The organism is Methylocaldum sp. GT1TLB, from assembly GCF_051027445.1.
Lineage (GTDB): Bacteria > Pseudomonadota > Gammaproteobacteria > Methylococcales > Methylococcaceae > Methylocaldum.
Window position 1 is genome coordinate 1820032 of sequence record NZ_CP194898.1, and the last position, 21342, is coordinate 1841373.

Annotated in this window: 10 protein-coding genes; 6 read left to right on the forward strand and 4 right to left on the reverse strand. The window is 61.3% G+C overall.

Annotation, left to right across the window (positions count from 1 at the left end; all coding sequences use genetic code 11):
* Positions 1-28 precede the first annotated feature (28 nt).
* The 6 genes from ACR2R1_RS07895 to ACR2R1_RS07920 all read left to right on the forward strand — a co-directional run bounded on the left by ACR2R1_RS07895 (position 29) and on the right by ACR2R1_RS07920 (position 11467).
* Positions 29-2491 (forward strand): sugar phosphate nucleotidyltransferase, encoded by a 2463-nt coding sequence (locus ACR2R1_RS07895; protein WP_133717151.1) that lies wholly within the window; start codon positions 29-31, stop codon positions 2489-2491.
* Entirely contained in the window at positions 2488-3324 is an 837-nt protein-coding gene (locus tag ACR2R1_RS07900; protein WP_133717150.1) for an HAD-IIB family hydrolase, read from the forward strand. Before ACR2R1_RS07895 ends, ACR2R1_RS07900 begins: the two co-directional genes overlap by 4 nt.
* Positions 3325-3329: 5 nt before the next feature.
* Positions 3330-4595: a glycosyltransferase gene (locus ACR2R1_RS07905; protein WP_434113438.1), complete on the forward strand. Its 1266-nt coding sequence runs from the start codon at positions 3330-3332 to the stop codon at positions 4593-4595.
* Positions 4582-5349 carry an alpha/beta fold hydrolase gene (locus ACR2R1_RS07910; protein ID WP_434113440.1) on the forward strand — a complete coding sequence of 256 codons (768 nt, stop codon included), beginning with the start codon at positions 4582-4584 and terminating at the stop codon, positions 5347-5349. The genes ACR2R1_RS07905 and ACR2R1_RS07910 overlap by 14 nt, the downstream gene beginning before the upstream one ends.
* Positions 5350-6221: 872 nt before the next feature.
* The gene (locus ACR2R1_RS07915; protein ID WP_434113442.1) at positions 6222-9542 is read left to right on the forward strand and encodes a PAS domain S-box protein; all 3321 of its coding nucleotides are present in this window, start codon (positions 6222-6224) and stop codon (positions 9540-9542) included.
* Between the two features lie 503 nt (positions 9543-10045).
* Entirely contained in the window at positions 10046-11467 is a 1422-nt protein-coding gene (locus ACR2R1_RS07920; RefSeq protein ID WP_077730704.1) for an alanine/glycine:cation symporter family protein, read from the forward strand.
* Between the two features lie 318 nt (positions 11468-11785).
* Here the strand turns inward: ACR2R1_RS07920 and ACR2R1_RS07925 are convergent, their stop codons facing one another.
* The 4 genes from ACR2R1_RS07925 to ACR2R1_RS07940 all read right to left on the reverse strand — a co-directional run bounded on the left by ACR2R1_RS07925 (position 11786) and on the right by ACR2R1_RS07940 (position 21197).
* Entirely contained in the window at positions 11786-12142 is a 357-nt protein-coding gene (locus ACR2R1_RS07925) for a hypothetical protein (RefSeq protein ID WP_077730705.1), read from the reverse strand.
* Between the two features lie 274 nt (positions 12143-12416).
* Positions 12417-12779: an RHS repeat domain-containing protein gene (locus ACR2R1_RS07930; protein WP_434113444.1), complete on the reverse strand. Its 363-nt coding sequence runs from the start codon at positions 12777-12779 to the stop codon at positions 12417-12419.
* Positions 12780-12862: 83 nt separating this feature from the next.
* On the reverse strand, positions 12863-13357 hold the full coding sequence (locus tag ACR2R1_RS07935) for a hypothetical protein (RefSeq protein ID WP_139841062.1): 495 nt from the start codon (positions 13355-13357) through the stop codon (positions 12863-12865).
* A gap of 76 nt (positions 13358-13433) precedes the next feature.
* On the reverse strand, positions 13434-21197 hold the full coding sequence (locus ACR2R1_RS07940) for a PKD domain-containing protein (RefSeq protein WP_434113447.1): 7764 nt from the start codon (positions 21195-21197) through the stop codon (positions 13434-13436).
* Positions 21198-21342: the final 145 nt, after the last annotated feature.

Genomic DNA, 21342 nt, shown 5'->3' on the forward strand with positions numbered 1-21342 from the left:
CGATCCAACTCGGTGCGGGAGATCATTCATGAAAGCAGTCATTCTTGCCGGGGGTCAGGGAGTACGGCTAAGACCCATTACCGAGAACATACCGAAACCGATGGTCACCGTGCTGGGCAAGCCGATCATGGAGCACATCGCGCGGCATCTCTGCTCGTACGGGTTCACCGATTTGCTGGCAACACTGCATTACCGGCCCCGCGCCATCCGCGACCATTTCGGAGACGGCGGCGATTTCGGCGTGAACCTGCACTACACCCTGGAACACAAGCCGCTGGGAACGGCCGGCTCGGTCAAGCTCGGCGCGGATTTCCTCGACGAGACGTTTCTCGTCATCGCCGGCGATGCGCTGACGGATTTCGATCTCGAAGCCTTTTGGGCCTTTCACAAGGCCAAGGGCGCAAAAGTCAGCCTGTGCCTGAAACGGGTGTCGGACCCCGGCGAGTTCGGCGTCGTCGTAACCGGCGAGGACGACCGCGTGGTCCGTTTCCTGGAAAAACCAGGCCTCAGCGAATTGTGCAGCGACACCGTCAACACCGGCATTTACCTCATAGAACCGGAAATCCTGGAGGCGATACCCGAGGACATTCCATACGACTTCGCCAGCGACCTTTTTCCGAAACTCCTGGAACAGGAGATTCCGTTGTTCGCCTATGTCGCGGAAGGTTACTGGAGCGATATCGGCACCCTGGATCAGCTCAAACAGTCGCACTGGGACCTGCTCGACGGAAAGGTCCGTCTGCCGCTCGGCGGAAATCTCATCGGAGAACGGATATGGCTTGGCGACGGCGCGCGGATCGCCAAGGACGCGGAGCTCGGCTCGCCCTGCTGGATAGGCGACAACGTACGGATCCGATCCGGCGTCAAGATCGGCGCGTATTCCGTCATCGCGCCGGACGTCGAAATCGACGCGAGGGCGACCGTCAACCGCAGCATCGTCATGAAAAACTCGTTCGTCGGCGAGTCGAGCGACCTGCGCAACTGCATCGTCGGCGGCAGCACCGTCATCGAGGCCCGCTGCGAGATCGGCGACGACGCGATCATCGGCTCCCGCTGCCATCTCGGACGCCAGGTCGTGGTCATACCCGGCGTTTCGATCTGGCCCGACAAGGAAATCAACAGCAACACGACGATACGCGAAAACCTGGTCTGGGAATCGCTGCTGCGTCCTTCGATTTTCGGATCGCGCGGCGTCAGCGGCCTGGCCAATCTACACATCACGCCGGAATATGCGGCGGCGCTGGGCAAGGCCTTCGGCAGCTGGATTCAGCGCGGCGCCCGCGTGGCGGTCGCCCGCGATGCGCACCCGTTCTCCCGGCTGATCAAGCGGGCGTTCATCTCCGGTCTTCTGGCGGTGGGCGTCAATATCGACGACCTGGAAGAGGCCAGCCTGCCGGAGACGCGCTTCATCACCTGCTTCGGCCGCCATTTGAGCGGCGGCGTCCATATCCGCATTTCGGACGAGCACCCCAGCGTGGCCGTCATCGAGCTTTTCGACACCGACGGTTTGCCTTTGCTGCGCAGCGCGCGCCGCAAGATCGAAGCGATGTTCTACCGGGCCGAGTTTCCCAAGGTGTCCATCGAGAACGTCGGTAACCTGACTTATCCCGGCCGCGTCGACGAACGATATGCCGAACACCTTCGCCAGCACCTGAGCCGATCCGCCACCCAACCCTGGGTCGATCGCGTACTCCATTACTGCCGGGAAGGCAATCTGGCGCGGATACTCGGCGACCTGCTCGGCAGCAACGGCTTGCACCATCTCGAGAGCGAATGTAGAGAAAGTTCGGATGTCTCCGCCATACCCTACGAACCGATCGCGGAGATCGCCAGGCTCAACCGGAAGATCGCCCTGATCATCGAGCGAAGCGGCGAACAACTGACCTTGGTCGACGAATTGGGAACGATACACCGGGCGGAACGGACGCAGGAGCTCCTGACCGCAGCCTTCATCATCGGCGCTCCGCCCGAGGAGCCGGTCTTCCTGCCGCCCGATCATCCGAAATTTCTGGCCGAGCTGGCGGACGCCAGAGTGCGGCGACTGATCATTACGCACAAGGAGCCGGCGGCCCAACTGAATGCCGTCAAGAAAGCCATGCAATCCGAAGGCGTTTGGCTGCATTTCGTCCACTTCTATCTCGGCTATGGCGCGGTTGCGGCGTCTCTTCGGCTGCTCGAATTCCTCGGCAGGGAACACCTGACCCTGCACGATTTCGAGCGCCAGATCCCGATCAGCCATTGCCGGCGCCTGATTCTACACTGTCCCTGGGATCACATCGGGCGCGTGATGCGCGAACTGAGTCAACGACCGGAAGCTCGCATGAATGCCGCCCCCGAAGGCGTGCGGCTCGATCTGGACGGCGATTGGGTTTACGTATTGCCGAGCGCGGACGCCCCGCAATTGGAAATCAGCATGGAAGCGTCCAACACCGCGCGGCTCGTGCAACTGGAACAAGAGGTCAGCCAGCGCGTACGGAGTCTGATTCCATGAGCGCGGGCGTTCCGTTCTTATTCGCGTCCGACCTGGACGGCACGCTGCTGCCCAATACCGGCAAACTTCCGGACTCCGGCTGCCTGGAGCGGACCCAGGCGCTTCTTCGGACTCTGATCGAAGCCGACTGCCCTGTCTGCGTCGTCAGCGGACGCTATCTGGCTCTGGCCAAGCAAGGGCAGGCCGTGTTCCGGCTGCCGCAGCCGACCTGGTGGATCTGCAACGTCGGCACCGAGGTTTACGATCAGACGGGCGCGCAGGATCGCGAATGGCAAAGCCGGCTCGGACCGCCGCTAGACCGCGAAGCCTTGCGCCGGTCGCTTTACAGGATCTCGCGCCTGGCGCCTCAGGAGCCGCAAAAGCAAGGACCGCACAAGTTCAGCTTCTATTACCCGGAGCCCGTCAGCCGGGAGCTGCTGGCGGAAATCATGTATCGGGTCCGGGCGGTGAGAAACGATTTGCAGATGATTTCCAGCATCGAGGAATCCTCCGGACGGGCTTTGCTCGACATCATTCCCGCCAATGCCGGGAAATCCCACGCCTTGTGGTACGTCGCCGAGCGCTATGGCTTGGCCGGCGACCGCATCTTCTTCGCGGGCGATTCCGGGAACGATCTCGACGCGCTGCTCTCGGGCGTGTGCGGCGTTCTGGTCGGCAATACTCCGGCAGACGTCCGGGCTCAGGCTTCCGAGCAGCAAAAGCGTAACGATAGCGCCCGATTGTTTATCGCCGACGCGTTCTACGGCGACGGCATCATCCAAGGACTTCGCCACTACGGATTATGGCCGCTCGCTGCGAGCGGCTCGAAGGCCAAACGAGACACCCAGCGGTAGCAGCGATGCGGATTGCCTTCTTCTGCCCCCATAGCGACCCCCTGGCCGTAACCGGCGAACCGGATGCGGGCGGACAATGCATTTACGAGGCTCGCGTGGCGGAACAGCTCGCCCGCCAGGGACACGAGGTTCGGGTCTACACCCGCCGCTGGGGCGGGAAAGCGGTGCGCCAGGACATTTGCGACGGCGCCACGATCTTCCGCTATCCGATGGGGCCGGATGGCTTTCTCCGCAAGGAGGACATGGGCCCCCATCTCGCGGAATTCGTCGAGCATACGCTATTCAGGCAGACCACCTGGCTGAGGCATGCCGATGCCATCCACGGCCACTATTGGGACGGCGGCGCAAGCGCGCTCATGGCGAGTCTCGCTCTCGGCAAGCCCTTGCTGTTTACCAGCCACTCCTTGGGGCTCCTGAAACGGGACCGCGTACCCGATCCCACCCCGGACGGCTCGAAGTTCCGCTACGATGTTCGAATCCGCGCGGAAAAAAAGATCCTCGACGCGGCCGATGCCGTCATCGCGCTCAGCCGGACCGAGCGGGACGCGTTGATGGGGCGCTACGGAGCAAGCGCCGAGAAGGTCCGCATCGTTCCGGGAGGCGTGGACACGGAAGCATTCCACCTGTGCCTGGAAAAGACGAAGCTTCAACGCCAGCTCGGCTTCAGCTCCGATTATCTGCTGTTCACGGTCGGCCGGCTCGATCCCCGCAAAGGCTTTCTCGAGCTGATCGAGGCCATTCCCCGGGTCGTCAAAACCCTGCGGGAAACCGGCAAAACCGTGACTTTCCTGATTCCGATCGGCCCGGAAAAGCCCTCGCCCGACGAATCGGCCTATCGCGACGCCCTGCTCGGGCGGGCGAACGAGCTTCAGGTCACGGACGCGATCCATTGGTTTCACCGCCTGACCGATCAGGAACTATTTCAGTATTACGCGGCGGCCGACCTGTTCCTCTGCCCTTCCCCTTATGAGCCTTTCGGGCTGGTGCTGGTCGAGGCCTTCGCTTCCGGAACCCCGGTGATCGCCACGCCACACGGCGGACCCACCGATATCGTTACACCCGGCGTGAACGGTTATCTGGCCGATCCCGCGGACCCTCCCGCATTCGCCGCCCGCATTCTCGACGCCCTCTTGGCACCCGAGAACGAACGCCGCCGCATGCGCGCCGCCGCGGCCGAAAGAGCCCGGACCCGCTACGCCTGGCCGTCGGTCGCGTCCGCCATAGCGGACGTTTATCGCTCGATTCGGGACGACGCCCATGCCTTACGTTGACAGCCAAGGCGTTCGCATCCATTACCAGGCGGAAGGCGAAGGACCGCCGCTGGTGCTGCACCACGGATTTACCAGCAGTTCCGAGGCGTGGCGCCAGTTCGGGTATGTCCGGGCACTGTGCCGCGATAACCGGTGCATTCTGCTCGACGCCCGCGGCCACGGCGCCAGCGACAAGCCGCACGACCCGGCTGCCTATGCGCTGCCGAACCGGGTGGCGGACGTCGTCGCCGTGCTCGATGCCTTAAAGATCCCGAAAGCGAACTTCCTCGGCTTTTCGATGGGCGGCTGGATTGGCTTCGGCATGGCGAAATACGCGCCCGAACGCGTCGACGCCCTGCTCGTCGTCGGAGCGCATCCCTATGCCGACCAAAGCTGGGACGCCTTCCGGCACATCGACGGCGCGGACCCCGGAGCTTTCCTCACCGCTCTCGAGTCCGTCCTGGAACAGCGCATCCCGCCGGAACTGAGGCCACTTGTGCTGGCCAACGACCTGCGGGCGCTCGCGGCCGCTGCGCAAGAGCGGCCGGCACTGGAAGACGTCCTCCCGACCATGGCCATGCCGTGCCTGCTCCTCGTCGGGGAGGAAGATGCGAGATATCCGGCCGTCCGGGAATGCGCCAAACACATCGCTCACGCCGCCTTCGTCCCGTTGCCCGGTCTCAAGCATACCGAAAGCTTCGTCCGCAGCGATCTCGTTCTTCCGCATATCAAACGGTTTTTGGAAACTGAACGCCGCTTACCGACTCAAGAGTAACGCCACAAAAAACCTGAACTGCGGCGGCAGACCTCGAATCTGGCACGTGTGGCGGATGTAACCGTGACGCGAACTCCCCGCCCCATGCTCGTCCGTTCGATTACCGTAAAGCCATCGGCTCTTTTTTTGCGTCCTGCCTAATGCGAAAATGAGCGCCCGTTCAGATGAATATCGCTATAGGGCACCTCGAAAAACTTCGAGGTGCTCGTACGGGGCAGGGATGCCCGGTCGTTTTCAGCCGCGTAAGCAGTTGAAAACGTAAGCCAAGCCCAAACCGCGTTTGGGCTTGGCGAAGAGAAAAACCGCCGGGAAGGCGGTTTTTCGAGGTCCTCTATAGGGTTGATGAAGGTGATTACGACTTCGATGGGCGCGTCCAATGAGCCGAGGGAACGCCTCAAAATCCAAGATGTTTCAAGATGTGGGCTATAGGCTATAGTTCGGTCGCCGTCCGCAAGACATCCGAAACGGGTCTATGCGCGCGCACCCATTACGCCTCTGAAATAAAGCCGAACTGGATGGCCCCGCTCCAGATCCTCCACTTCTTCCTGTTCGCCCTCGGGCACTTTTGAAAAGCCATCCGGCGGGTGCGCCGCAACTTAGTGCCAAGTAGCTCCCGTGATGTTCAACTTTAATGCTTCCCTACCGCCCCGGGTCCCGGGCCGCGTTATCCCCGGCCTGGCCCCAATGCAGCCGGACATTGCACCGGCTTTCCCGCTCGCTGGCGGAACGCCGTACGTGATGCATCGAGGTTTCGGCGCACGGCGACCGCGTCCGGCCGGGGCGGACATGCTCGCGGTGCGGCCGGTCGCGCAGCTGTCCACCCGGCGTTGCCAGCCGCAACCCTGTCCGCTGAAACGGCAGGAGGGAAAAGCATGAGCACGGCTGAGCGCGATATACCGGCATCGCGCCCCGACTTCCAGGTCCTTTTCCAGTCCGTCCCGGCCTGTATTTTGGTGCTGGCACCCGACAGCCCGTATTTCACCATCCTGGCGGCTAGCGACGCCTATCTGCGGGCAACCAAGAAGCGGCGCGAGGAGATCGTGGGGCGGCCGGTCTTCGAAGTCTTCCCCGACAATCCCGACAGCCCGTTCGGGCCGGAGGCGAACAGCCGGGCCTCGTTTGAACGCGTGCTGCGGCACCGCCTCCCCGACGCCCAGGCCATGCGGCAGCACGATATCCGCAGGCCCGAACAGGGCGGCGGGTTCGAGGGCCGTTTCTCGAAATCCTCGAACACGCCGGTGCTCGATGAAAATGGCGATGTTCTCTATATCATTCACCACGTCGAAGATGTAGCCGAGCCAGTCCGGGCGGAACAAGAACCTCGAGCCGAGACGTCGCCCGTCGACGCAGGGGGGAGTGAAACCGGGGCCGAGGCCCGCCCGGATGCGGCACACATCCGGCGTGAGGCCGACGCGGCCCGCGAGCGCGAGGAGTGTTATTCCGCCATCTTCGACAAGGCCCCCTTCGGCATGGCGCTGACGAAGATGCCCGAACGGACCCTCGTGGCCGTCAACGATGCGTTTCTGAAGATCTTCGAGTGCAGCCGGGAAGATGTGTTGGGCAAAAACAGCGGGCACCTGGGCATCCCGGACGAATGGTTACGAGGCCGGATAGCCTCCGAACTCCGGCAGTGCGCGGCACTACGCGACGTGGAAATCACGCACAAGTCCAGGTCCGGGGCCAGGCTCGTTCTGTCGCTCAATGTTGATTGGGTCGGCATCGGCGGCCAAACGCTTCTCCTCAGCACGATCCAGGACATCACTGAACGCAAGCAGGTCGAGGAGTCGTTGCGGCGGGAGCAAAGCCTGCTGGATAGCGTCATGCGGGCCACCGATGTGATGCTGGTCTTTCTCGACCGGCAGTTCAACTTCGTCTGGGTCAATCCGGCTTATGCCGAAACCTGCCGGATGAGACCGGAGGACATGGTGGGCAACAACCATTTCGCCTTGTATCCCAACGCGGAAAACGAGGCGATCTTCCGAAAAGTCCGGGATTCCGGCGATGCAGTGTTTTACAAGGACAGGCCCTTCGTTTTCCCCGATCAGCCCGAACGCGGCACCACCTATTGGGACTGGAGCCTGACGCCCGTCAAGGGTAACGACGGAGCGACTGCGGGCCTCGTCTTTTCGCTGCGCGAGACGACGAAATTCAAGCGGGCTCAGGAAGCATTTTGCCAGAGCGAAGAGCGTTTCCGCGCTCTGGTGATGGCCAGTTCCCAGACGATCTATCGCATGAGCTCGGATTGGACCGAGATGTATCAGCTTTACGGCCGGGATTTCCTAGCCGACACGGAAGAGCCGAGCCGAAATTGGCTTCAGAAATACATTCCCTCGGACGACCAGCCGCAGGTCGTCGCCGCCATCGGAGAAGCCATCCGGACCAAGAGCATTTTTGAGCTCGAGCATCGCGTCCGACGAGCGGACGGCAGCTTGGGATGGACGTTTTCGCGTGCGGTTCCGCTGATGAGTGCGGATGGCGATATCGTCGAATGGTTCGGTGCCGCCAGCAATATCACCGAGCGCAAACAAGCCGAGGAAGCATTGCGCGAGAACCGGGCCCAGCTCGAGGCGGAATTGCAGGACACTCAGCTCCTGCAGAGCATCAGCGCAGCTCTTCTTCACGAGGACGACATCCAGGCCCTCTACGAAAAAATCATCGACGCGGCGGCGCACATCATGCACTCGGAATACGCGAGCATGCAGATGCTCTACCCCGAGCGCGGCCGCGGCGGCGAGCTTCGGCTGCTGGCGTTCCGCGGGTTCAATCCGCAAGCGGCAAAGTTCTGGGAATGGGTAAGCGCTGACTCCTCGGATTCGACATGCGGCGCGGCCTTGCGCACGGGCCGGCGCGTCATCGCGCCGGACCTGGAGAACTGCGATTTCATGCAGGGCACCGAGGATCTCGCGACATATCTGCAAACCGGAATTCATGCCTGCCAGACGACGCCCCTGTTCTCGCGGAGCGGCAAGCTGGTGGGCATGATTTCCACGCACTGGCGCTGCCCGCACCAGCCGTCCGAGCGGGATTTGCGCCTGTTGGATATTCTCGCCCGGCAAGCCGCCGACCTCATCGATCGCAAGCGGGCCGAGGAGGCGTTACGTGAGAGCGAAGAGAAATACCGCACGCTGTTCGAGTGCATGGACGAGGGCTTCTGTACCATCGAAGTGTTGTTCGACGAAAGCGAGAGACCCGTGGATTACCGGTTCCTCATCGTCAATCCGGCTTTCGAGCGGCAGAGCGGAATTCGGGACGCGGTCGGCCGGCGAATACGGGAAATCGCTCCGTTGCTCGAGGAACACTGGTTCGAGATCTTCGGAAAGATCGCGCTGACGGGCCAACCGATGCGCTTCGAAAATTTCGCCGCGCAACTTCATCGCCATTACGACGTGTACGCGTTTCGGATTGGCGCGCCATCCGAAAGAAAAGTGGCGGTTCTTTTCAACGACATCACTCGGCGCAAACTGATTGAGGAGACCCTGCGCAAGGCCGACCGCCGCAAGGACGAGTTTCTGGCGATGCTGGCTCACGAGCTCAGAAACCCGCTGGCGCCGCTCCGCACCGGTCTGCACGTGCTGCGGAAGTCCGACGGCACAAACCCCGCGACGGAACGCACCCAGACGCTGCTCACGATGATGGAACGGCAGGTGAATCACCTGGTCAGGCTGGTGGACGATCTCTTGGAGGTATCGCGCATCACTCAAGGCAAGATCGCCCTGAAAAAAGAGCGGGTCGATCTGGCGACCATCGTCGGCCATGCCGTCGAAACTAGCCAGGCCCTCATCGAGGCCGGCAACCACACGCTTGAGGTTTCGCTCCCGCCGGAACCCGTGTGCCTCGACGCCGATCCGGTGCGGCTCACTCAGGTGTTGTCGAATCTCCTTAACAATGCCGCCAAGTACATGGCAGCGGGCGGACACGTTTGGCTCCTGGCGGAACGGCAAGGGCCGGACGCCGTGGTGAGCATCCGCGACGAAGGCATCGGCATCTCGGCCGAAATGCTGCCTCATGTCTTCGATCTGTTCACCCAGGCGGACCGTTCCATCGACCGGTCGCAAGGCGGGCTCGGCCTCGGGCTGTCCCTAGTGCGCCACCTGGTCGAGTTGCACGGCGGTTCGGTCGAAGCGAGGAGCGAAGGCCCCGGCCTGGGCAGCGAGTTCGTCGTCCGCCTGCCGCTGGCCTGGACCGGACCCTGATCGCCCCTGCCGGCGATGGTCAGGACGAAAACCGCCGCCGTACCCGCATCGCTTTCAATAAGGATTTTTTAGGGTGGGTTTAGGCCGCGAGGCCGTAACCCACCGAGCGACCTTCAATCGGTACGTTACGCGGAGCCTGTCCTGAGCCTGTCGAAGGGCCTGTCCCGAGCGAAGCCGAGGGGCTAACTCACCCTGCGATTAGAGCAGTTTCCATTCGTACGTGATGATTGATTGCAAATGGCCTTAGAGCATTTTCATACCTACTGTACGGGCACTCGCGCGTAGGTCGGGAATCCCTTCCCGACGGTGCAGTTGGGTCAACGGGTTCGTCGGCAAAGGATTGCCGACCTACATATCCGAATCCCTTACACCGATTCGGAAAACGCTCCCACAAGCCGTAAACCAATCCGACAGCCGCTCTAATGTTCACTTGAATGTCGGATGGAATAAGTCGTGAAACGGCATTCCTCCGTATACTGTCCGAAACCCTTCAAGGAAAATCCATGCGCGAAATCGAAACGCTGATTGCCACATTATCGGGCTGGGTATGGGGACCGCCCATGCTCGCCCTATTGGTCGGAACCGGGCTGTACCTGACGATCTTGCTGCGCGGCGTGCAGTTCCGCGCCCTGCCCCGAGCCTTCAGCCTTATCTTCGCGAAGGATCACGGCCACGCCGGCGATATCAGCCATTTCGCCGCGCTGATGACGGCGCTTGCGGCCACGGTAGGCATAGGCAACATCGTCGGTGTTGCCACGGCCATCACCCTCGGCGGTCCCGGCGCGGTGTTCTGGATGTGGCTGACGGGTCTGGTGGGCATGGCCACCAAGTATTCCGAGGCGGTGCTGGCGGTCAAGTACCGCGAAAAGGGAGAGTACGGCATGCGCGGCGGGCCGATGTACTATCTGGCCAAGGGTGCCGGCTTGCCTTGGCTGGGCAGACTGTTCGCGGTCTTTACCGCGCTGGCCACCTTCGGTATCGGCAACATGACGCAGGCCAATTCCACCGCCAGGATACTCGAAAGCACCTTTCACATTACTCCACTCACAACGGGCCTGGTGCTGATGGTACTGACGGCACTGGTGATCCTGGGCGGCGTCCGCTCCATCGGCCGGTTCACCTCGCTGCTGGTTCCGTTCATGATCGTCGGCTACATCGGCGCCGCGCTGGTGGTGCTGGTCCTCAATGCCGCCGAAATTCCGCATGCGCTGTACCTGATCTTTTACCACGCCTTCAATCCGATCGCGGCCGGTGGTGGCTTCGCGGGTGCCACCCTCGCCACCGCCATGCGTTACGGCATCGCACGCGGCGTGTTCTCCAACGAATCCGGACTCGGTTCGGCGCCCATCGCGGCAGCGGCCGCGCGCACCGACGGTCCGGTCAAGCAGGCGCTGGTGAGCATGACGCAAACCTTCATCGACACCCTGGTGGTGTGCACCATGACCGCCCTGGTGATCCTCACCGCGAACCCATGGATGCAAGACGTCAGTGCCGGAGAACTGACCAGCGCCAGCATGGCGGAAACGTTGGGCAGTACCGGGACCTTCATCGTCGCGCTCGCCACGGCGCTTTTCGCCTACTCCACCCTGATAGGCTGGAATTACTACGGCGAAAAAGCGGTGGAATACCTGTTCGGGCCGCGCTCCATCCGCATCTACCGCATCTTCTTCGTTGCCGCCGTAATCGTTGGCGCCACCACCAGCCTGGAATTCGTCTGGAACTTCTCCGACCTGATGAACGGCATGATGGCCATTCCCAACCTGATCGGCCTCCTATTGCTGTCGAAAGTCATCAAGGCAGAAACCAACCGCTATTTCAAACAGGAAAGCCGGCCTGAGAGTAGCGCGGCGCCTGAAACAGCCGCCAGGTCTTCGCCTAAGGCGCGACGGTCTGCTCGGGCAACATCGGGAGATCCCCGCACCTGACCGAACGGCGGCTCGCAAGTTTCGCCCAAAGCGGTCAACGAGCAAGAACGGCCGATCAGACCTGAATGTGGCCTCGCCGCCACCGGTATTTGCCGGTCCGCAGGAATTGGCCGAGTGCCGGCAGATTACGATGAGATTGATCAATGCGCGGCGTTCGACCTTATGCAAACCTTTGCCTTTGCATAATCGTCCAAATGCGTGGGAGAAGACCTGATGTTGATCGCGTCATTAACCTTAATAGGTATTGTCGTTACCCGTGTTGCAAAATCAGTAACGCGTCTTTCGATCCATCGTTCAAGAAAGGCCTCGGACGGCCATCTACAGAGTCTTGCGCCTTCGCCGATATCGAGACGCCGCAAAGCCAATCAGCGCTAGGCCCGATGCGATACCGAACAGGCTTACGATTCGTGTCGTCAAGCGCTCTACGCCGGAGTCGGCGCCGACATTGAGCGGGATTCTCAGTATGTCTTGTTCCGGAACGGCATCTGTTCCACCCTTGATCAGGTAGATCGCGTAATACCCATTCGTATCAAGGTCAAAATGCGATTCGATGACACCTTTGGAATAAGTTTTGGCGAGAACCTCCGATATGGTGCGCAGATCCTTGAAGTTTTCAGCATCGCTTTCATCGCCGCCCGTAAACTCCTGTTCGACGATCCGGATGCCGATAGGCATGCTCCTCGGTTCGTTACCGACCAGATCCGCTGTAAAAAACACCTTGCCGGGTGTTGGTATATCTTGGCAGTACGAGCGGAATAACTCTTTCGTTAATCTTGCATCCTGGTTTTCGTCGGACGGCTGGAGATGCACGCTGAAATAGACAGACGCTCGGCCGGGGCGTGGCGTCGAGAAAGGACTCCCGACCTACAGGGTGCTACAGTCGTAGGTCGGCAATCCTTTGCCGACGAACCCGTTGGCCCAACTGTACCGTCGGAAAAGGATTTCCGACCTACTCGCAAGTACCCGTACAGTAGGTATGAAAATGCTCGAGCGGGGAGCTCCCCAGGTGGTCGGAAATGATGTGATAGGCGTGGCCGCCCCGGATGAGGTACGCCGGTACGTTGCCCTTATCGGCATAGACGAAGGCGCTGACGATCTGGTTCTCACCGTCCAGTTCGGCGATCGGGCGGAGCCTGTCCTGGTAGAGGAAGCCTTGGACCGGAGTCCCGTTCACCTGCTTGCCGATGCGCCGGTGTTGGCCGTCGATCCGGTAGTCGATCACCGTGCCGGCTGGCAGGGTGACGTGCCTTAAGTTGCCGAAACCGTCATAGCGGAAGCCGGTGACCTGCCCGCCCACCGTTTTCGATTTCAAGTCGCCGTTGGCAGTGTAGGTATAAGTTCGCGATCGATGCCTATGCGGAGTTTAATCGAAGGGCACTTCGTGGCTCACCGCATTCAATGCAGATTCTTCTGACCAGTGATTTTAAACTCCGGCAAATCTTCTAAACATTCCGTAACGATAAATACCGAAAGATCCGGAATGTTAATTGTATATTGCTTCTCAGAATTCCTATTATTTTTTTTAAGAATAGCATCAAATCCGAACACCTGAACACGAGTATAAGGGTTATGGCTTGGCTCCTTTTCAAGCATAACCATTACATCGTTAGCTTTTCTGACCATTGAAGGACCAAGCTCAGAAAATATTACTTTCTTATTAGGTTCGCTGACCTTCTCGAAAACATAAATAACTTCATCAACCGCTTCGTCAGCATTAATAGCAGGAAAAATACCGTAAATAAATCCGCGTTTCGAGCTCTTTTCCTTTGAATATGAGACTACCCAGTTTTTTGGACGATTAACAATAGCACTTCCAACGAAAATCGTGTCATATATCCTCAAATATTTCTGGACAAATAAAGCACTCCTGTCGATGTCAAACGATGCCAACGAAATTATGCACACTGCGACAAGAAGAACGAAACTCCGCCGAATTTTCATAGAGCAAGAAATTTGGTTGCGATCTTTAAGGGTCTTTGAATGTTGGGACGGGGTCAGCAAGAGCTCCTCCAGCATATGTCCCAGGAACCTGTGCGCCTTTCAGCGCAGCGTCTGCTGCTGATTTCGTCAGGTCCTTAATCGCATCAGAGGTTGCATTTGGGCAATAATTCTTCGGGATTGGTTTGCCCGCTAGAATGTTGCTCATCACTTCATCGTCGTCACGTTTAGCCTTCTTCACGCGTTCCGCGTCTCGCATACCTTCTGAGTACGCGTCGATAAAATCATAAATTGCTTTTCCAGCAGCAATAACAACGACAGCGGCCGCTATTTGCTGAAAAAGTTGCCCATCCGAGTCGATCCAATTCACCGGGTCATTCAAGACATATCCGTATAAGTTAGTGTCCCCGCCGGCAAACCTTATCGGATCCTTCGTCGTCCAGCGCCCCGTCTCCGGATCATAATCCCTTGCGCCGAAGCGGACCAGGCCGGTGTCGCGGTCGTAGAGGCCGCCGGCATAGCCGAAGGGCTGGAAGCCGGGGTTCGTGTCGAGGATGACCTGCCCCCAGGCGTCGTAGTCCAGCCGCTGCATCACGGTGCCGTCGGCCGTGTTAACGACGAGCCGGGGACTCCCGAGGTGATCCGAGATGATCCGATAGGTGCTTTCTCCTCGGATGAGATACGCTGGCACGTGGCTCTTATCGGCGTAGACAAAGCGGCTGACAACCTGGTTCTCACCGTCCAGTTCCGCGATCGGGCGGAGGCTATCCAGGTAAAGGAAGCCTTGGACCCGAGTGCCGTTCACCTGCTTGCCGATGCGCCGGTTGCGCCCGTCGATCAGGTAGTCGATCACCGTGCCGTCCGGCAGGGTCACCTGCCGTAAGTTCCCGAACACGTCATAGGTGAAGCCGGTGACCTGCCCGCCGACCGTTTTCGTTTTCAAGTCGCCGTTGGCGGTGTAGGCAAAGGCGGTCCCGTTGTAGATCGTGAGCCGGTCCTGGGTGTCGTAGCTGGCGACTTCGAGGCCATTGACGTGAGTCCGATTGCCGTTGGCGTCGTAACCGTAGGTGGCCTGGACGGTCCCGTTATGCTTAACTTCGGTGAGGCGACCCGCGAGGTCGTAAGTGTAGACGGTGGTGTCGATCTGGCCGTTGACGGTCTCGGTCTTTTGAGTGATCCGGCCGAGGGCATCTCGGGTGTAGCCAGTCGAAAAGACGGGGCTGCTGTCGACATTGGCCGTGTAGCCTTGCACCTCGCCGAAACCGCTGTAGGTGAGGCTGTCGGTCACCGTCCCGAGCGCCGTACCGGTCAAGAGACCGTTTTGGGCATGGCGAGTCAGGGTCAGGGCACCGGCGGAGGTCAGTAGACTATCGGCATCGTAGCCAAAACTGATCGGCGAGCCGTTAACCGAAACCGTCTTCACGCGGAAGTCGGTGTCGTAGGCGTAGCCGACCGTGCCGGCGATGGACCCGGTCCAGGCGGTTTGGGTGAGGAGCGCGCCGTCGTAGGCGTAGTTGAGCCCGAGGCTTCCCGGCGCGGTCAGGTTTTGGAGGCGCCCGGCCGCGTCGTAGGCGTAGGCGTACGTGGTCTCGCCCTGGGGCGCCGTCACCGTCTGGAGCCGTCCTCCCGCATCGTAGGCGAAGGTCACGGTCTCGCCGCCCGGCCGGGTGATCCGGGTGAGTTGCTTGTCCAGATTGTACTGGTAGCGGGTGGCCGGGTCCGTCGCCTCGACCGTGGGCGGGGTGTAGTGCTCGGTCAGGTCGAGGGGCGTGTAGTCGAAGAGGTGCGCGGGCTGGCCCGGCGGCAGGAGCGAGGTGAGATTGCCGTTGGCATCGTAGCCGAACTGCACGGACCGGCCGTCGGGCAGGGTTTTGAGGATCACTCGGCCGGCGAGGTCGTACTCGTAGCTCACCGTCCGACCGAGCGGATCGGTGACGGTGTGGAGCCAGCCTTGGCTCGGACCGTCGGCATAGTAGTCGTAATGTACCGTACGCGCATCCGAGCCTTGGCCCAGGATCACCTCCTGCAGGCGTCCGCGCACATCATAAGCGAACTGCTCCGGCTCCAGTCCCGGGATTTGGCGGCTCACCGGTCGGCCCCGATCGTTCACGACCGTGGTGAGGGTCCGTCCCACGGGAGAGGTGGCCGTGAAGATCCGGCTGAGGACGTCGAAGACCGTTCGGGAGGTTCGGCCGTTGACCGTTTGAGTCTCGCTGAACGTGGTGAGGCTCAGAAGATTGCCGGGATCGACCAGGGTGGCGGCGCGGTTCCGGGTCACCGTGGCCGTAAGGCCGCTCGGGGTTTTCACGGTAGTCGAGGTTGCCACCGGCGCTTGCATACCAAAGCGCGGATCGGGGCCCTCCAGGACCGTGGTGACGGTGCCGTCCGGAGCGGTGCCGATTTCCTCGCCGTTGGTTTGGAACAGGCGATCGAGCACCGTGCCGTCCGGATAGGTGTTGAGCTGCCGGCGATCGCCGGTCGCGAGATACTCCACCCCAAACGTGGTGGTCCGTCCCTCCGCCGTGGTCATGGCGGTGCTGAATCCGGAACTCCCTTCGGACCGGAGCAGCATCCAGCCGCCGCCCCCGGCGTTGACATCCTGGATCAACCGTCCCCGATCATCATAGGTAAAGGTATTCGTGTTCCCCTTCGGGGCGGTAAAGCCGGTGAGAAGGCCATCCGCGGTGTAGCTCATCGCGTGAGTTTCGCCGGCGGGATTCACAACCGTCGCGAGATAGCCGTTAGCATCTTGGGTCAAAGCGGTGCGCTGGCCATCCGGGGCGACAATGGCCGTGGGGTTGCCCGCTGCGTCTCGCTCAATGGTGGTCACATTACCGTCAACGTCCGTGACCGAAATCAGGCGCCCCGCGCTATCGTAGCCGAAGCGGTACAGCACCGCGCGAGTCAAGGCGTTCTCCGTCTTCAGATGACGCCCTTTCGAATCGAAGTAATACAGTTCGTTTCCGTCGGTCGACGGTATTAGCATGTTTTCGAGTCCGGCGTCAGGGAATGGCGGCGCTAGCTGTCGGATGCGACCGTTGTCGGTGTCAGCGATATAGAGCTTGCCATTGGGGGCCATGGCTATGCCTCGCGGGCCGGAAAGGTGTGACTGAGTGGCAAGTCCACCATCCCCGCCGTAGCCCAAAGCCCCGGTTCCTGCAACAGTCGTGATGATGCCGTCAGGTCCAATGCGGCGAATGCGGTTGTTCCCGGTATCGGCTACATAAATGCTCCCGTCGTTGGTAACGACCAGATCTCGAGGGCCGGAAAGGCGTGCCTGAGTGGCAAGTCCACCATCCCCGCCGTAGCCCAAAGCCCCGGTTCCTGCAACAGTCGTGTTGATGCCGTCAGGTCCAATGCGGCGAATGCGGTTGTTCCCGGTATCGGCCACAAAAACGCTGCCATCATGCCCAATGGCAATACCAGAAGGGGAAGTGACAGATTGAGCAAAAGTCCTCATGAGACCGTCCGGTCCGACGCGACAAATGCGGTTGTTCCCGGTATCGGCCACATAAATGCTGCCGTCATGCCCAATGGCAACATCGCGAGGAGAACGAAGTCCCGACAGCGAAGCAGGTTGGTTCTCAACGCTAATGCTGGCGTATCCCAAGCCTGCGAACCTATAGATGATGCCATTTGGCAGGATGTGATAAACGCTGTGGTTCTCAGTAGCGGCGACGTAAACGCTGCCGTCAGCGCCGATGGCTATATCATTGGGATGATTCAGTTTCGCGTTCTTTGCCAGTTGTCCGCCAAACACAGGGGAACCAGGGGCGCCCGTTCCCGCGATGGTCGTGATGATGCCATCCGGTCCAATGCGGCGGATGCGATTATAGTCAGTGTCGGCGATGTATATGCTTCCATCGGGTGCAGATGCGACGCCGGAAGGCGTGTAGAGGATTGTTCGCACTGCCGGTATACCATCACTGGTGTATCCGGTTTCACCGGTTCCCGCTATGGTCGAAATAACGTGATCGATACCAATCTCTTGCGTGTCCTGTCGCTGCCCCGTCCCAAGCCACAGTATCCAGGAGGTAGCATCATAAGCGTGGTGAATGTCGAGACTCCATTCACCCACCGATTGTGCTCCCAGGCCATTCCCGGTCAATTGCATGGACCAAGTGCGCTGCGCCGTGATCGTGGTAGCGCCGCGCTGTCCAACGATCTGGGCAGCGCTGCCCGTGCCGGTCGAGGCGCTGGCGAAAGCGAAGCTTTGCTTAAAATCAGGGCGGGCGGCGTAATACACAATGTCGTAGCGATACAGCAGCGTAACCGTCGCTTGACGCGAGCCAGTCACGGCACGGCCGTAGGCATCGAGGCCATCCCATTCGAAGCGGTAGGACTGATTCGGGGCTGCCGGAAACGTTTGGGTGAAGGTGCGCCCGGCGACGTAAACGGCAAGCTCGATGCTCTTGAGACTGGCCGGGACGCTAGCGCCGGCCAAGGAGATGTCGATGACCTTGTTCGGTTTATACCCTAGGGCGCGCTGGCTCCGATAATGCAACGTGTAAGGCGTGCCGGTGATCGGAAGCTCCTCGCCCACCGTCTGCGCCTGCGGGTTGATGCTGCAGCCCGTGCAGTCGTCGCTGTCTTTGTCGGGCGGCGTCTTGTTCTTCGTCTCATCCGGCGCGGGCGGCGCGGTGGCATCGGCGGGCGGGCCATAGGGCCAATTGAAATCCCACGGCGTGAAGTGGGTTACCGCCACCCGCCAGAGGCTCTTGCCGACTGGGTAAAGCTGGGCCAGCCGGGCGCGTTCGGCGTCGGTGATCCCGAGGGCGGCGAGTGTCGCGGCATCATCTTCGAGGGTGTCGCCGTTGGTATCGAGACTGGCGAGACTATCGGCGATCGATAGGATCTTGATCACCTTGCCGTTATCCGACGGCATCCAGGCGGCCTTGTCGCGGTCGTACCAGCCCGCCGGCACGATCTCGCCCACCGGGAAATTGAGGAAATTGTCAATATAGACCGGCACCGGCTGATTGAAGCTGACCGTCTTTGCACCCACGGCGATCGCCTCGTCCGCCGAGAGCTCCACCGCATAGGTGTAGCCGGAGGTGGGCGGCAGGGGACCGGGCATGGTCTTGGGGCCGTTCTCGCCCACCGTGTATTCGGTGGCTCGGACATGCAGCGTACTGAGCGGCTGCTGGGTGCCGTCCGGCAGGGTCAGCACGGCTTGGGTGCCCTGCGGAAACAGCACGGTGGCCTGGCGGCTGCCGTCGGCGTCACTCATAACGCTCCCTTGCGCCACCTGAAAAGGTTGAGTGGTGTCCGCCAGATCGATGGCGCTGACCTCTGGGTCGAGCGGGATCAACACGACGTCTTCGGACACGGCGAAGTCCTGCCACGGCACGTCGAGTTGCCGTTGGGCGGGGAGGAAACCGGGTTTGGCGTAGTCGAGGGTCAACAGGCCGCCGCCGTTGACCGCGAGGTCGAATTGGCCATCGGCACGGCTCAGTGTTTGGCCGAATTCAGGGTGGTCCTTAACGGTGACGGTCACGCCCGGCAAGGGGGCGTTGGCCTTGTCCCGCACGGTCCCGCGGAACACGGCGGCACGCTTCGGTTCGATCGTGCCCTCGGTGACGCCGGTCTGGATCGGGTTGGGACCGGTGTACAGGAATTTTGTTGCATCGGCCACCGGGGTGGCGACGGTCGGATCGAGGGGCGGGGCCACTTGGGCGGGATCCGGCGGCAAGTTTCCGCTGCTGCCGCCGCTGACCACGATCTTAAAGCTCTGGCTGGCCGTACCGCCCCGCCCGTCGCTGACCGTGACGGTGACGGCAAACGTTCCTTCCGCCGTCGGCGTCCACTGGATCACCCCGGTCGCGACATCGAGGCTCATGCCGGCCGGCGCCGTGGCGAGACTGAAAACCAGGACATCGCCGTCGGCATCGGTGGCGTCGACATCGTAAACATAGCTCTGGCCGACGGTCGCCGCGGTCAACGGGGCGGACGTGATGGCCGGTAGCACGTTGGGCGGCAGCGCCACCTGGATCAGCGCGGTATCGGGGTCGCTCGCAAGCTGCCCGTCGTGGACGATCAACTGGGCCACGTAATCGCCGGGGCGGTCCGCCAGGAAGGTCGTCGTGGACGTGAGCGGATCGCTCAACACCGCTTGGCTACCGTCCGGCGTGCTCACCAAGGCCCATTGATAGCTCAAGGGACCGCCGTCCGGATCGCTGGACCCGGCGCCGTTCAGGTGGATCGTGGTGCCGGCGAGGGCGGACTGGTCGGGGCCGGCATCGGCGACGGGCCGACTGTTGACGGTGCTGACGGTCACCGTGTCGGGATAGCTGTCGAGCTGTCCGTCACGGACGATGAGCTGGGCGACATAGGAACCTGGCCGATCGACGGTGAATGCGGGGGTCGCGGAGTCCGAGGCGGCAAGCGCGGCGGCGCTTCCTTCGGGTACGGAGGTCAGGGACCAGTGATAGCTGAGAACGTCGCCGTCCGCATCAAGCGAACCCGCCCCGTCGAGTTGGACCAAGGTGCCGACCGGCACGCCCTGGTCCGGACCCGCGGCCGCAATGGGTCGGCTGTTGAGGGTGGTAATGACGACCGTATCCGGGTCGCTGTCGGCGGATCCGTCGTTGACGATGAGCTGGACCACGTACGCGCCGGGCCGGTCCACGGCGAAAACGGGTTGAATCGCCGCGGAGTCGGACAGGGCCGCGGCGCTGCCCTCCGGTTGATTGATCAAGGCCCAGCGGTAAGTCAAGCGGTCGCCGTCCAGATCGGTGGAACCGCTGCCGTTCAAGGTGACGGCGTCGCCGACGTAGACGCTTTGATCGGGGCCCGCCTCGGCGACAGGTTTTGAATTGAGAGTGGCGATCGAGACAAAATCGGGTTCGCTGCTGGCCAGTCCATCGTCGACGACCAATTGCGCCGAATAGTAGCCGGGCCGGTCCAGCGTGAAAGCGGGCGTGGCCGAGTTGGGATCGGACAGATGCGCGGCGCTGCCGTCGGGCGCCAGAGTGAGGGTCCACTGATAGCTCAGCGGATCGCCGTCCACATCGCTGGAGGCGCTGCCATCCAGGCGGACGGTCGTGCCTACCGGGGCAGTTTGGTCGGGACCGGCATTGGCCACCGGGGCACTGTTGACCGTGCTGACGGTGACGGTATCCGGGACGCTCGCCAGTTGCCCGTCATCAACCACGAGTTGGACCGTGTAGGTGCCTGGCTTGTCGATCGTGAACGTCGGATTCACCGCGGTGCGATCCGACAGGATCGCGGTGCTGCCGTTGGGTTTTTCGGTAAAGGTCCATCGAAAAGTGAGAGGATCGCCGTCGCCGTCGCTGGAGGTGCTGCCGTCCAGGTAGACGGTCGTGCCCACCGGGGCGGTTTGATCCGGGCCGGCCTCCGCCACTGGGCGCAAGTCATGACCGAAGCGCCACTCCAGCAGCGAGGGGCGGAATTTGACATTGGCAGGCTTTTGAATGGTGAAGGTGTCGCGGCTGACGACGGTGGCACCGGCCGGCACATGGCCGAACGCGAGATCGCCGTCGATCACCACGATACGGGAATCGCGGCTGACGAGCCGCGCACTGACGCGGTACGCGTCCACCGCGGCGGTCGAGGTGAGGCTTGCCCGATAGGTATGCTCGAAGAGATTCTTCCGGCGGTGGATCTTTTTGCCGACTTCCTTGTACGAACCGATGGTGAAGCCGGAAGATGATGATCCGCCCTTCCCTTCGGTGGCGACCGTCAACGTTCCCCAGAGAAGCAGTCCGCAGAACGCCAGACACAAGCTCAGCACGAATCCCGCCCTAAACTGAGACAGCCGCTCGATCCCCATCCGTATTCCCCTTTTGTTTTTTCTCGGCCTTGTTCGACGCGCACGTCGATCCTGTCACAGTTTAGTGACACATTTTCGAAGTTGAAGCCAAGAGCTTGTAAGCCTCGGCGGATCTTTTTGTGAGCGTAGGCTTACATGAAGGGCG